This is a genomic window from Paenirhodobacter sp. YD-8 (assembly GCF_056590935.1).
This window is the reverse complement of the sequence record NZ_CM152649.1, coordinates 2,264,562-2,277,937: the sequence shown is the minus strand read 5'-3', so window position 1 is coordinate 2,277,937 and position 13,376 is coordinate 2,264,562. Positions and strand designations below refer to the sequence as shown.

Sequence of the window (13,376 nt, the reverse complement as noted above, 5' to 3'; positions counted from 1 at the left end):
CCCGTTCTCGTCGTCTCAGCTCGCCTGCGCCGCGGCGATGGCGGCTAGCGCCGCCTCGACCGAGGGCAGCTCGCGCGCCAGCAGCAGGCAGACGCGGGCGAGGTAGAGCTCGGGCGCCTCGGGCGCGGCGCGGTCGATCCCCTCGGCCAGCGCCTCGTAGACCTGTTCGATTTCGTGCTGGGTCATCTCACACCTCCCGGAAGCACAGGTTGTCGAGTGCAGCGCGCACCGTCTCGGCGGTGGCCGCCTGCCAGCGTGCACCGACATGCAGGTCGGGGCGGACGAGATAGGCGGCATTCTGCCCGGCGCCAAGCCGGTCGGCCGCGGCGGAGGGCCAGGGCAGGCAGGCAACGGCGGGCGCGTCCGGCAGCGCCTCGACCGCGGAGGCAAGGGCCGGATCGAAGCAGACCAGCGTGAAGCTGCCGCGCGCCAGCCGGTCCGACAGGAACCCGGTGCCCACCCGCGCCTCGATCATCGCCGCCCCGGGCGCGGGGCCCGCGGCAAAGCCCGGATCGTCGGGCAGCACCGCGGGGCTTTCGGCATAGGTGAAGGGCGTCATCTGCCGCGGATTGGCAAGTTCGCCCGCGAAGGGGTGGGTGAGGGCGAGGCCAAGCGCCGCGTCGCGCAGGATCTGCCAGCCGCGGGTGGGCGGCGTCATGAAGCGCGCGCTTTTCGAGGCATTCGCAAAGACATCGAGCGTCGCGCCGCGCCGCTCGGGGGTATAGCTGTCAATCAGCGCCGCCCCGGCCTTGCCGGTCAGCACATGGCCGAGCTTCCAGCTGATGTTCTGGGCGTCGGCGATGCCGTTGTTCAGCCCGCGCACGCCGAAGATCGGCACGATATGGGCACTGTCGCCGATGAAGATCACCGGGCCCTTGCGGTAGTCGTCAAGCGCCAGCGTGTTGGCCGAGTAGATCGACCACCATTCAAGCTCCCAGGGGCCCGTGTGGCCGATCTCGGCCAGCACCGCGGCGACGCTGTCGCGCACGACCTCCTCGCGCACCGCCTCGGCCGGGTCCTCGTCATCGGCGAGCTGATAGTCTATGCGCCAGATGTTGTCGGGTTGGCGGTGGATCAGCACCGTCGCGCCGGGCCGGCAGGCCGGGTCGAACAGCGCGCGGCGGATCGTCGGATAGTCGTGATCCATCTGCACGTCGGCGATGACATAGCGGCCCTCGAAATTCTGCCCCTGCAGACGCAGGCCAAGCTGGCTGCGCACCGCGCTGCGCGCGCCGTCGGCGGCCAGAACCCAGTCAGCGTGGAAGCTGTAGCTTCCCTCGGGGTCGGCGACGGTCAGCCGCGCGCCGGCCTCGTCGATCTCGATCCCCTCGAGCCGGCTTTGCCAGCGCGTCTCGATCAGCGGGTTGGCGTCGATCGCCTGCCACAGATAGGCCTCGATGAACTGCTGTTCGAGGTTGTACATCGGGCGGAACTTTTCCTCGGGCCCGTCGGGCATGTGGAACTCGAGGATCTGCCGGCCGCGGTAGAAGCTGCGCCCCGTGGTCCAGCCGAGCGACTTCTCGAGGAAGGGCGCGACCACGCCGAGACTGTCGAGGATGGCAAAGCTTTGCCGCGCGATGCAGATCGCCCGGCTGCCGTCGTTGAAGCTGTCCTTCGCCTCGATCAGCACCGAGGCGATGCCCTGCTGGGCAAGCGTCAGCGCCGCGACCATGCCGACGGGGCCGGCGCCGACGATGGCGACGGCCACGTCGCGCGCAAGTCCCGCGCGCGCCGCGCCCTCGGGCGCCGCGAATTGCGGATAGGTGAAATAAAGCGATGCGGTGTCCGCGCGGCCTGCGGGTCTCATGCCGTCCTCCCTGAAACAGTCTCCCGCCCCTGTTTACCGCGCCGGGGCGGGCGGGTATGTCCTTCAAAGCAGGGGACAGGAGGGGACGGATGAGCGGTGTCTACGGTCTGATCGGGGCCTGTCTTGCGTCCCTTGGCGAGGCGGGCTGTGCGGCGCCGCTCCTCGATCTCGCGCAGCGCACCGGGGCGCGGCAGGTGATGGTTTTCGATGTCAGCGCCGATCGGGCGCGCTGCCTCTTGTCGTGCAACTATTCGGCCGGTCATGTCGGCGAGGCGATGGCGGCGCAGTACCTGGACGGCGCCTTCCGCCGCGATCCGCTGCTGCCGGAACTTCTCTCGCTCGCCCCCGGATCGCTGCAGCTGCGCGGGCTCGGGGCGGAGAGTGCGGGCGTCGATCCCGACTATTGGGAGGCGCTGTTCGCCCGGCCGGGGCTCGCGGGCAAGCTGAGCGTGCTGGCCGCGGGCGCGACCCGGCGGCTCTTCGTGAACTTCTATCATGGCGAGGGCGAGGCCGCGCGGCTCGATGCGGAGCTTGCCGAGCTGGTCGGCCGGCTCGTGCTGCTCGATGCCGAGGCGCGCACGCCTTCGGCCCTGCCGCCGGCGCTGACCGCGCTGAGCGAGCGCGAGCGCGAGGTCTGTCTGGGCGTGCTGGCCGGCAAGAAGGCCGAGACCATCGCGGCCGAGCTGGCGCTGTCGCCCGCCACCGTCGCCACCTATCGCAAGCGTGCCTATGACAAGCTGGGCATCACCTCGCGCGGCGCGCTTTTCGCGATCTGCCGGCAGGACTGACGGGGCTTCCGGCGAGGGGGCTTCGGTTCCGGGCTCGGGCGCGCTAGGGTGGCGCCGCAACGACCCAGACGAGGAACTCCCATGCCCGCACCGCACAACCCCTTCAAGGCCCGGCTGAAGACCGGCGAGACGCAGATCGGCCTGTGGGTCTCGCTGGCCGATGCCTCGGTGGCCGAGCTTGCCGCGCACTGCGGTTTCGACTGGATGGTGATCGACGGCGAGCACGGGCCGAACGGGCTGCGCGACGTGATGGACCAGCTGCGCGCGGTGGCCGAGCGCACCCATCCGGTGGTGCGGGTCCGCGACGACGACCGCGCGCGGATCAAGCAGATGCTCGACATCGGGGCGCAGACGATTCTGGTGCCGATGGTCGAAAGCGCCGAGCAGGCGCGCGAGGCGGTGCGCTCGATGCTCTATCCGCCCGCGGGCGTGCGCGGCGTCGGTGCGATGCTCGGCCGCGCCACCGGCTATGGCGCGATCGGCGATTACCTTGCCACCGCGAATGACGAGGTCTGCCTGCTGGTGCAGGTCGAGAATCGCAAGGGCCTTGCCGCGCTTGACGAGATCCTGACGGTCGAGGGGGTGGACGGGGTCTTCATCGGCCCGGCCGATCTGACGGCCGACATGGGCCATGGCACGAACAGCGCGGCGCCCGAGGTGCAGGATGCGATCCGCGACGCGATCGCGCGCGTCCGCGCCGCGGGACGGGCGGCGGGAATCCTCTCGACCGACCCGGCGGTGGCGCGGCGCTATGCCGAACAGGGTGTCGCCTTCCTCGCCGTCGGCACCGATGTCGGCGTGCTCGGCACCGGGCTGCGGACCCTGCGCGCGGGCTTCTGACCTTCGGTCGGGCCTGCCGCAGCGGCGGGCCCGGCCGGCGATGCGCCCCGTCTCCCGTTCCCGGCCACTCATTCCCCGGGCGCATCAACTCCGCCGGATTCGTCATTATGCAGGGCCGGCAGAAAAGGCGTATTCCGCTTCAGGCATCCATCTGACGCGGCACATACAGAATGACGTCTCCCCTCCTTCCGCTCTCGCTCCCCGGCATCGCCGGCGCCGCACGCCCCCTCCGGGTGCGGAGGAACGGGTGATGGGCGTGCCGCGGATCTTGCCCCGGACCGGGGTGCTGCCGCTGAACCGGATCGCCGGCGGGCTCGCTGTGGCGATGATCGCCGCGCTGGTCGCGGGGCAGGTGGGCGGGCGGTTCCTGCCCGGCCTCGGCCTTCTCGACTGGGTGGCGGCCGCGGCCGCGGTGATGCTCGCGCTGATCCGGTTGCCGCAGGTGCAGCGCATCGCGCGCCGCTTCGCGCTTGGCGCGCTGGTGGTGGCGGCGCTGGTCGCGCTCCTCGCGCCCGAGGCGCTGCCGGCGATGCAGCGCGCGCTGTTTCAGGGCACCGCCTTCTCGGCCTTCCTGACAACGCTCGGCCTGATCCGGGCGCCGGTGCGCGCCTCGAAGGTGATCGGCGCCGCGGCGGCGCGGCTTTTCGCCTATCCGGCGCGGCTGCGCGCCCTTGCGATGACCTTCGGGGCACAGTTCCTGTCGGTGCTGTTCAACATCGGCACGATCGGCATGATGTCGGACATCGCCGCCGACCATGCCGCCCGTGCGAAGGCCGAGGGCAAGCCCGGCATCGACCCGGCGCCGGTGACGCTCGCCGCGCTGCGCGGCACGCTGATGATGACGGTGTGGAACCCGATCGGCGTCGGCTTTGCCATCGTCACCTCGGCGATCCCGGGGCTTGATCCGGTGCTCTTCCTCGCGCTCAGCTTCGGCGCGGCGATGCTGGTCTCGGCGGGCGGTCTGCTGCTCGATCGTGGCGCGGGCACCCCTGATCCCGAGCGCGAGGCAGTGCCGGGCGGGGACCGGGCGCTTGCCGCGATCCTTGCCGCGGTGGCGGGGCTGATTGCCGTCACCCTCGGGCTGCACCGGGCGCTGGATGTCAGCTTCCTTGTTGCCGCCTGTCTGGTGCTGCCGCTCCTTGCCGTCCTCTGGCCGCGGCTCGAGCCCGCGGCGCGCGGGGCAGGGGCGCAGCGCCCGCTCGATGCCCTCTCCGAGGCCTCGGCCACGATGGCGAACGAGGCGACGATCTTCCTCGCCGCCGCGGTGATCGGCGCGGGCGTCTCGGTTGCGCTGAACGCGCTTGGCGTTGGCGCCCTGATCGAGAGCGGCGCGCTGCCGGCGCTGGCCGTCATCCTCGGCTGCCTCGTGCTGATCCCGCTCGCCGGTGCCGCGATGATCCCGCATTCGATCGTGATGGTGCTGGCGGCGCAGCTCTTCGGCTCGGGCCCCGTGGGCGCCGCCCATCCGCTTGCCCTGGCCCTTGCGCTGTGCTTCGCCTGGGCGCTCGCGATCTCCGCCTCGCCGATCTCGGCGATGTCGATCATCACCGGCCGGGTTCTCGGCCTGATGCCGGCGCGTGTCACCTTCGGGGTGAACCGCGCCTTCACCCTCTACGGGCTCGGCGCCGCCGCGGCGCTCGTCTGCCTGACCTATTTCCTCGAATAAAAGACCACAGGAAGGACCTCTCATGTCGCTTGCACCCGAAACCCGGAGCCTGCTCGAAGCCCTTGGCGTTGACGCCGCGCGCACCACGGCCGGCACGATGCCGAGCTTCTCGCCGGTGACCGGCGAAGAGATCGCCGCGCTGACCCCGGACACGCCCGCGACCGCCGCCGCCGCCGTCGCCCGCGCGAAGGAGGCCTTCAAGGCCTGGCGTCTGGTGCCGGCGCCGAAGCGCGGCGAGCTTGTCCGTCTTCTGGGCGAGGAGCTGCGCGCCGACAAGGTGGCGCTTGGCAAGCTCGTCTCGATCGAGGCCGGCAAGAGCCCGTCCGAGGGCCAGGGCGAAGTGCAGGAGATGATCGACATCTGCGACTTCGCCGTGGGCCTCAGCCGTCAGCTTTACGGCCTGACCATCGCCACCGAACGCCCCGGCCACCGGATGATGGAAACCTGGCATCCGCTTGGCGTCGTGGGCGTGATCACCGCCTTCAACTTCCCGGTCGCGGTCTGGGCCTGGAACAGCGCGCTGGCCTTCGTGTGCGGCGATGCGGTGATCTGGAAACCGTCGGAAAAGACCCCGCTTACCGCGCTTGCCTGCGAGGCGATCCTTGCCCGTGCGCTCGCCCGTTTCGGTGCGGCGCCCGAGAACCTGAGCCAGGTGCTGATCGGCGCGGGCGATGTCGGCAACGTGCTGGTCGAAAGCCCGGACGTGGCGCTGATCTCGGCCACCGGCTCGACCCGGATGGGCCGCATCGTCGGGCCGAAGGTGGCGGCGCGCTTCGGTCGCTCGATCCTGGAACTCGGCGGCAACAACGCCGGCATCGTCTGCCCCTCGGCCGATCTCGACATGACGCTGCGCGCGGTGGCCTTCGGCGCCATGGGCACGGCGGGCCAGCGCTGCACCACGATGCGCCGCCTCTTCGTGCATGAAAGTGTCTATGACGCGCTGGTGCCGCGGCTCATCAAGGCCTATGCGAGCGTCACCATCGGCAACCCGCTCGAGACCCAGGCCCTTGTCGGCCCGCTGATCGACAAGCAGGCCTTCGACGCGATGCAGGCCGCGCTTGCGGCGGCGCGCGCGGCCGGCGGCACGGTGCATGGCGGCGCACGCGAGGCGATCGGCTCGGACGCGGCCTATTACGTGCACCCGGCGCTGGTCGAGATGCCCGAACAGGTCGGCCCGGTGCTCGAGGAAACCTTCGCGCCGATCCTCTATGTGATGAAATACAGCGATTTCGACGCGGTACTCGAGGCGCATAACGCCGTGGGCGCGGGGCTCAGCTCGTCGATCTTCACGCTCGATCTGCGCGAGATGGAGACCTTCCTGTCGGCGCGCGGTTCGGATTGCGGCATCGCCAACGTCAACATCGGCACCTCGGGCGCCGAGATCGGCGGCGCCTTCGGCGGCGAGAAGGAAACCGGCGGCGGCCGCGAAAGCGGGTCGGATGCGTGGAAGGGCTACATGCGCCGGGCCACGAACACGATCAACTTCTCGCGCGAGCTGCCGCTCGCCCAGGGCGTCACCTTCGACATCGACTGAGGCCGGAAATGACCGTTCACATGCCTGAAACGGCCGGGTTCGTCCCGGCCGATCGGATCGCCACGCTTGGCGTGTCCGAGATCCTGCAGATCGGGGCGCGGGCCGCGGCGATGAAGCGCGCGGGCCGGCCGACGATCATCCTTGGTGCGGGCGAGCCCGATTTCGACACGCCCGAACACGTCAAGGCCGGTGCCGCGCAGGCGATGGCCGAGGGGCGGACGAAATACACCGCGCTTGACGGCACGCCCGAGCTGAAGGCGGCGATCGCCGAGAAGTTCCGCCGCGAGAACGGTGTCGACTATCCGGTCAGCGCGATCACCGTCGCCGCCGGCGCGAAGCAGATCCTGTTCAACGCGCTGATGGCAAGCCTGAACCCGGGCGACGAGGTGATCATCCCGACGCCGTGCTGGACCTCGTATTTCGACATCGTGCGGATCGCGGGTGGCGTGCCGGTGGCGGTGCCCTGCGATGGTGCGCAGGGGTTCCGGCTGACGCCCGGGGATCTGGCCGCGGCGATCACCCCGCGCAGCCGCTGGGTGATCCTGAACTCGCCCTCGAACCCGACCGGCGCGGCCTATGCCGAGGCCGATTATCGCCCGCTCCTCGATGTGCTGCTTGCCCATCCGCAGCTGTGGCTGCTGGTCGACGACATGTACGAGCACATCACCTATGACGGCTTCCGCTTCGTCACGCCCGCGGCGCTCGAACCGCGGCTGAAGGACCGGATCCTGACGGTGAACGGGGTCTCCAAGGCCTATGCGATGACCGGCTGGCGGATCGGCTATGCCGGCGGGCCCGAGGCGCTGATCCGGGCGATGGCGGTGGTGCAGAGCCAGTCGACCTCCTGCCCGAGCTCGATCAGCCAGGCGGCGGCAGTGGCGGCGCTCACCGGGCCGCAGGAGCTTCTGGCCGAGCGCGCCGAGAGCTTCCGGCGCCGTCGCGATCTGGTCGTGGCCGGGCTGAACGCGATCGAGGGGATCGAGTGCCGGGTGCCCGAGGGGGCGTTCTACACCTTCGCCTCCTGCGCCGGGCTGATCGGGGCGGTGACGCCCTCGGGCCGGGTCATCGACAGCGACCGCGCCTTCTGCGCCTGGCTGCTCGACGAGGCCGACGTGGCGATGGTGCCGGGGGCGGCCTTCGGCCTCTCGCCCTATTTCCGGATCTCCTACGCCACCTCCGAGGCCGAGCTGCGCGAGGCGCTTGACCGCATCGCGCGGGCCTGCGCCACGCTGACCCGGCCGCGCTGAGCGGCGGGCCGCCCCCCGCGCCGGGGGCGGCCGCATCCTTACAGGAACATGCCGCCCGAGACCTCGATGCGCTGGCCGGTGACCCAGCGGGCCGCGTCCGAGCACAGGAAGGTGACGACCGGGCCGATGTCCTCGGGCCGGCCGGCGCGGCCAAGCGCGGTCTGGCTGGCGATGAAGGCATTGACGCGGGCATCGTCGCGCACCGCGCCGCCGCCGAAATCGGTCTCGATCGCGCCCGGGGCGACGACATTCACCCGGATGCCGCGCGCACCGAGCTCCTTCGCCTGATAGCGGGTCAGAACCTCGATCCCGCCCTTCGCTGCGGCATAGGCGGCATAGCCCGGCAGCGCGAAGCGCGCGAGCCCGGTCGAGACATGCACCACCGCGCTGCCGTCGCCGAGCAGGCCGAGCAGCGCCTGCGTCAACAGGAAGGCGGGCTTGAGATGGGTGGCAAGCATCTGGTCGAGCTGCGCCTCCGAGGTCTCGGCGAAGGGCGCGTTGATGCCGACGCCCGCGTTGTTCACCAGCGCATCGAGCCGATCGGCGCCGAACTCGGCCGGCAGCAGCGCCGCAAGGGAGGCCGCGAAGCCGCCGTAGGACGCGCTGTCGGTCACATCGAGCTGCAGCGCCGCGGCGTGCCGGCCGAGCGCGCGGATCTCGGCCGCCACCGCCTCGGCCCGCGCCGCGCTGCCCAGATAGGTCAGCACCACATCGGTGCCCGCCCGGGCCAGCGCAAGCGCCATGTCACGGCCAAGCCCGCGGCTTGCACCGGTCACCAGAGCAATCGCCATTTTCCTTCTCCTTTGCCGGAAATCATCTGCGGCAGAGATAATCCGACGGGGATGACGGATAAACCGGCCGCCATTGACATCATCTGTCGAAAGGCGCGAACAATCGGCATGGACAGAATTCAGCAGATGCAGGTCTTCATCCGGGTGGTGGAGAGCGGAAACTTCACCCGCGCGGCGGCGGCGCTCGGGCTGCCGCGCTCGACCGTCTCGACCACGGTGCAGGCGCTCGAGGACCGGCTCGGCGCGCAGCTTCTGGCGCGCACGACGCGCGTCGTGCGTCCGACGCCGGAGGGGCTGCAGTTCCTCGAGACCGCGCGCGATCTGGTCGACGCGATGGCGCAGGCCGAGGGGCTGTTTCGCGACCGGCCCGAGGCGCTTGCGGGGCGGATCCGGGTCGACATGCCGAGCCGGATGGCCCGGCATGTGGTGATCCCGCATCTGGCCGAGTTCCGCGCCCGCCATCCGGGGCTTGCCATCGACCTCAGTGCCACCGACCGGATGACCGACTTGATCGCCGAGGGGGTGGATGCAGTGGTGCGGATGGCCGAGCTCGAGGACAGCGAGCTGATCTGCCGCCGGCTCGGCACGGTGGCGATCCTGACCTGTGCCGGGGCGGGGTATCTCGCCGAGCACGGCCGGCCGGAAACGCCCGAGGATCTCGGAGGGCATCTGCTGGTGAATTACGCGCTGCGGATGCCTGCGGCCGAGGCGCTGTGGGAGGGGCGGCGCGCGGGCGTGGCGATCTCGGTGCCGATGCAGAGCCATCTGTGCGTCGACAATGCCGAAAGCTATGTCGCGGCGGCGCTTGCGGGGCATGGGCTGGTGCAACTGCCGGCCCATGGCGTGCGCGAGGAGCTGCGCACCGGGCAGCTCGTCGAGGTGCTGGCCGCGTTCCGTCCGGCGCCGGTGCCGCTCTCGATCCTCTACGCCCGCCGCCGCCACCTGGCGCCGCGGCTGCGTGTCTTCATGGACTGGCTCGAGGCGCTGATGCGGCGCGAGGGCGTCGTGGGCGAGGGCGGAAATGGCCCCGCGGCACGGCGGGAGAGTTGACGGGAAAATATTTCGAAAGTAAGAATCGATTCCATGATGCAAAGTCGTTCCCGTCGGCGCGGGAGGAACGCTCTCGGGAGGTCGGGCAGGGACCCCGGCCCGGGGCCTGCGACGCGGGACGGCTGACATCGCCAAGGGGAGGAGATTGTTATGAAATACCTGGTGGCGGGGGCTGCACTGTCGGCCGCGCTTTTCACCTTCACGGGCGCCTCGGCCGAGAGCCTCGCCGAGATGAAGCCGATGACGCTGCGCGTTGCCTCGCTCTACGGGCCGGACAGCTGGTTCACCGCGCCGATGGAGGCCTTCACCAAGCGCGTCGAGGCACGCAGCGGCGGCAAGGTCACCTTCGAATACTACTATGCCGGCAGCCTCGTGCCTGCCTCGGAACTGACCTCTGCGCTCGGTGCCGGGCTGTTCGACTTCGGCTTCGTCCTGCCCGCCTACGAGCCGGCGAAATTCTCGGTCGACCAGTGGCAGGGCAGCCTGGCGATCCCGACCGAGCAGAACCCGGTGCTCGAGGTGGCGACCACGGCGCTTGCGGGCTATGAGTGGAACGCCGGCATGACGGCGCACAGCCAGCAGCTGCTCGATGCCGGGATCTTCGCGGTGATGCCCTCGTTCTCGATCACCGGGCCCTATGGCGTGCTGTGCCGCGACGACAATGCGACGCTCGCCGAGCTTGCCGGCAAGCGCAGCCGGGTTGCCGGCGACACCTGGACGAAGGAGGCGCAGAACCTCGGCCTGACCCCGGTCGCGCTGCCGATCACCGAGGTCTATCAGTCGTTCCAGTCGGGCGTGATCGACTGCTGGATGGGCGGGCTGGCCGATGCCGGCGCGAACGGCTTCTTCGACCATGCCAAGTATTTCAACCTCGGCGTCGGGCTGACCGCCTATGCGCAGGCGGTCTATGGCTTCAACCTCGACACCTGGAAGGCCTTCCCGCAGGAGCTGAAGGACATCATCTGGGACGAGACGGCGCAATATTCGTCCGACCTGCTGCAGGCCGCGCTCGAGCAGCAGCTGCGCACCGCGACCTCGAGCATCGCGAGCGGCGTGATCTACACCACCCCCGATGCCGAGATGCGCAAGAAGGTCGATGACTTCCACGATGCGGTGCGCGCGAATGCCGTGGCCGCCAGCCCGAAGGAAGTGGCCGATCCCGCCGCCGAGGTCGCCCGGCTGACCGCGCTGCGCGCGAAGTGGCGCACCATCCTGAGCGATGAATTCGGCTTTGGCGGCGCGTACACCTCCTGGGGAGATTTCGTCGCCAAGGGCGGCACGCTGCCCGACTTCGCGCTGCTGGCGCAGCGGATCCGCAGCGAGATCGTCGCGCCCTACGCCGCCGCGACCCGCTGACCGGCAGGTCCCGCCCGGCGCCGGCACGGACGCGGCGCCGGGCGATCCGGCCCGCCTCCGGCGCCGCGCCAGGGGCGGGCCCCATCCCCATCGCAATGCCGTGCCTGCCCGTGGCGGCACCGGCATCCCAACTCGAGAGAGTGTCCATGATCACGCCCCCGAACCGGCGCAAGACCTCGATATGGAGCCTGGGCAAGTCCGTCCTCGTCGGACTGGGCACCTTCTGCCTCTATGCCCTTGTCGCGCTGACCTTCACCGATGTGCTGTCGCGCAACCTGTTCAACACCCCGATCCCCGGCGCGCTCGAGGTGACGGAATACTGGCTGATGGTGCCGATGGTCTTCATCGGCATCTGGTGGGCCGGCCTTGGCCACGAGCATGTGCGCGTCACCATGCTGACCGAGGTGCTGGGCCGCAACGCGCTGAAGCTGGCCGAGGCGATCGTCGCGCTGGTGGCGATCGCGATCTTGCTGCGGATGGCGCTGCTTGGCTTCCATGTCGCCTACGAGAGCATGATCGACGGCGAATATACCGGCGCCTACAAGATCGTGATCTGGCCGGTGCGCTTCGTCACCGCAATCGGCTTCCTCAGCTATGCGCTCGTCCTGCTGCGCCACCTCGTCGTGGTGCTGAAGGGCCGCGACACCGATTCCGACGACCATCTCGAAAGCCCGGAGGCACTGTGATGAGCAAGGCAACGACACCGACCGCCGATCTGGCCGGCCGCGACGCTGCGGCGCCGCTTCACCCCTGGAAGGGGGTGAGCTGGGTGATCCTGCTGACGGTCCTTGCGGCCGCCTTCGGGGGGCTCTTCTTCGTCGACATGGCGCGCGAGCTGCGGGCGCTGGTGGCGCTTGGCATGATGTTCGCGCTGATGGGCCTTGGCATGAGCGTCGGGCTGGCGATGGGGATCTCGGGCGCGCTTGGCCTCTATGCGGTGATGGGGACGCGGGCGCTGGATGCGACGCTGTCGCAGACGCCCTTCACCTCGGCCTCGAGCGCGACCTTCATCGTGCTGCCGATGTTCGTGCTGATGGGGCTGATGCTCTGGTATTCGGGCATCACCACCAAGCTTTACGCGGCGGCGCGGATCCTGTTCTTCTGGTTGCCGGGCAACCTTGCGGCGACGACGAACATCGCCGGGGCAGGCCTTGGCGCGATCAGCGGCTCGACCGTGGGCAGCACCTATGCGCTCGGCCGGATCGCGATCGCCGAGATGCTGCGCTTCGGCTATGACAAGCGCCTTGCGGTCGGCGCGGTGCTCAGCGCCGGCACCATCGGCCAGTTGATCCCGCCGAGCATCATGATGGTGATCTTCGCGGGCTTTGCCGAGGTGCCGGTCGGGCCGCAGCTGCTGGCGGGGACGATCCCGGGCATCCTGCTGACCCTCGCCTATGTGCTGACCGTGGTGGCGATCGCCCTGTTCCGCCCCGACTGGGTCGGCGAGGCGGCGCGCGGCGCGAAGGCCGCGAAGGCCGAGGCCGGCCCGGCGCTGAGCCCGCGCGCGAAGCTGCGCATCGTCGCCGAGGCCTGGCCGGTGCCGGTGCTGATCGCGGTGATCTTCGGCGGGCTTGGCGGCGGCTTCCTGACGGTGACCGAATGCGCCTCGGTCGGCGCGCTCGGGGCGATGGGATACTGCTTTGCGGTGCAGGACCGGCGCAGCTTCCTGCGCTCGCTCTCTGGGGCGGCGCGGGGCACGCTCTCGGCCGTGGGCTCGGTCCTGATGCTGATCATCGGCGCGGCGATCCTCAGCCGGCTGCTGGCCGTCACCGGTGCCGCGCAATGGCTGTCGTCGCACATGCTGAGCCTGACCAGCAACACCTTCGTGTTCTTCGCGCTGCTGATCGTGCTCTACCTCGTGCTCGGCATGTTCATGGACGCGATCGCGATGATGCTGCTGACCGTGCCGCTGATCATGCCGATCGTCGTCGCGGCCGGTTACAACCCGATGTGGTTCGGGGTGTTCCTGGTGCTGATGGCCGAGATCAGCATCCTGACGCCGCCGGTGGGGCTTCTGGTGTTCATCGGTCACCGCATGGCGCAGGATCCCGAGATCAACATCGGCCACCGGATCTCGCTCAAGGACGTGTTCTCGGGGGTGCTGCTCTTCGTGCCGCTGGCGCTGGCGGTGGTGATCCTGATCACCGTCTTCCCGCAGCTGGTGACCTGGCTGCCGGCGCAGATGATCCAGTGAGCGCGATGGCCTATGCTGACCGAACGCCGCGGGGCGTGACCCGCGGCGTGCCCCGACCCCGCACCGGAGCGGGGCAAGACCGGAAACAGGAAGCAGAGACGCA

At 70.0% G+C, this 13,376-nt stretch carries 12 protein-coding genes; 9 read left to right on the top strand and 3 right to left on the bottom strand.

Annotated elements, in window-relative coordinates; translation table 11 throughout:
* Positions 1–15: 15 nt before the first annotated feature.
* Both AC0QTQ_RS11030 and AC0QTQ_RS11025 read right to left on the bottom strand, forming a co-directional pair.
* Positions 16–186, bottom strand: coding sequence for a hypothetical protein (locus AC0QTQ_RS11030; RefSeq protein ID WP_480256620.1), 171 nt, complete (start codon positions 184–186; stop codon positions 16–18).
* Between the two features lies 1 nt (position 187).
* Positions 188–1,807, bottom strand: coding sequence for an FAD-dependent monooxygenase (locus tag AC0QTQ_RS11025; protein WP_480256619.1), 1,620 nt, complete (start codon positions 1,805–1,807; stop codon positions 188–190).
* Between the two features lie 89 nt (positions 1,808–1,896).
* On the opposite strand from AC0QTQ_RS11025, the gene AC0QTQ_RS11020 reads away from it, so the two are divergent.
* The 5 genes from AC0QTQ_RS11020 to AC0QTQ_RS11000 all read left to right on the top strand — a co-directional run bounded on the left by AC0QTQ_RS11020 (position 1,897) and on the right by AC0QTQ_RS11000 (position 7,882).
* The gene (locus tag AC0QTQ_RS11020) at positions 1,897–2,595 is read left to right on the top strand and encodes a response regulator transcription factor (RefSeq protein WP_480256617.1); all 699 of its coding nucleotides are present in this window, start codon (positions 1,897–1,899) and stop codon (positions 2,593–2,595) included.
* Between the two features lie 81 nt (positions 2,596–2,676).
* Positions 2,677–3,435 (top strand): HpcH/HpaI aldolase family protein, encoded by a 759-nt coding sequence (locus AC0QTQ_RS11015; protein ID WP_480256616.1) that lies wholly within the window; start codon positions 2,677–2,679, stop codon positions 3,433–3,435.
* Between the two features lie 250 nt (positions 3,436–3,685).
* A complete protein-coding gene (locus AC0QTQ_RS11010) occupies positions 3,686–5,101 on the top strand; it encodes a hypothetical protein (protein WP_480256615.1) in 1,416 nt (471 codons plus the stop codon).
* A gap of 22 nt (positions 5,102–5,123) precedes the next feature.
* Entirely contained in the window at positions 5,124–6,635 is a 1,512-nt protein-coding gene (gene amaB, locus AC0QTQ_RS11005) for an L-piperidine-6-carboxylate dehydrogenase (protein WP_480256614.1), read from the top strand.
* An 8-nt stretch (positions 6,636–6,643) separates the two neighbouring features.
* On the top strand, positions 6,644–7,882 hold the full coding sequence (locus AC0QTQ_RS11000) for a pyridoxal phosphate-dependent aminotransferase (RefSeq protein WP_121534205.1): 1,239 nt from the start codon (positions 6,644–6,646) through the stop codon (positions 7,880–7,882).
* A gap of 38 nt (positions 7,883–7,920) precedes the next feature.
* Here the strand turns inward: AC0QTQ_RS11000 and AC0QTQ_RS10995 are convergent, their stop codons facing one another.
* Positions 7,921–8,673 carry an SDR family NAD(P)-dependent oxidoreductase gene (locus AC0QTQ_RS10995; protein ID WP_480256613.1) on the bottom strand — a complete coding sequence of 251 codons (753 nt, stop codon included), beginning with the start codon at positions 8,671–8,673 and terminating at the stop codon, positions 7,921–7,923.
* 108 nt (positions 8,674–8,781) lie between these two features.
* Between AC0QTQ_RS10995 and AC0QTQ_RS10990 the strand changes: the two genes are divergently transcribed.
* From AC0QTQ_RS10990 to AC0QTQ_RS10975, 4 genes are all read left to right on the top strand, one after another.
* Positions 8,782–9,723, top strand: coding sequence for a LysR family transcriptional regulator (locus AC0QTQ_RS10990; protein WP_480256612.1), 942 nt, complete (start codon positions 8,782–8,784; stop codon positions 9,721–9,723).
* Positions 9,724–9,873: 150 nt separating this feature from the next.
* Positions 9,874–11,079 (top strand): type 2 periplasmic-binding domain-containing protein, encoded by a 1,206-nt coding sequence (locus tag AC0QTQ_RS10985; protein ID WP_480256611.1) that lies wholly within the window; start codon positions 9,874–9,876, stop codon positions 11,077–11,079.
* Between the two features lie 146 nt (positions 11,080–11,225).
* Positions 11,226–11,765, top strand: a complete 540-nt coding sequence (locus AC0QTQ_RS10980; RefSeq protein ID WP_480256609.1) for a TRAP transporter small permease — start codon at positions 11,226–11,228, stop codon at positions 11,763–11,765.
* Entirely contained in the window at positions 11,765–13,273 is a 1,509-nt protein-coding gene (locus tag AC0QTQ_RS10975) for a TRAP transporter large permease (RefSeq protein WP_480256608.1), read from the top strand. Before AC0QTQ_RS10980 ends, AC0QTQ_RS10975 begins: the two co-directional genes overlap by 1 nt.
* Positions 13,274–13,376 lie beyond the last annotated feature (103 nt).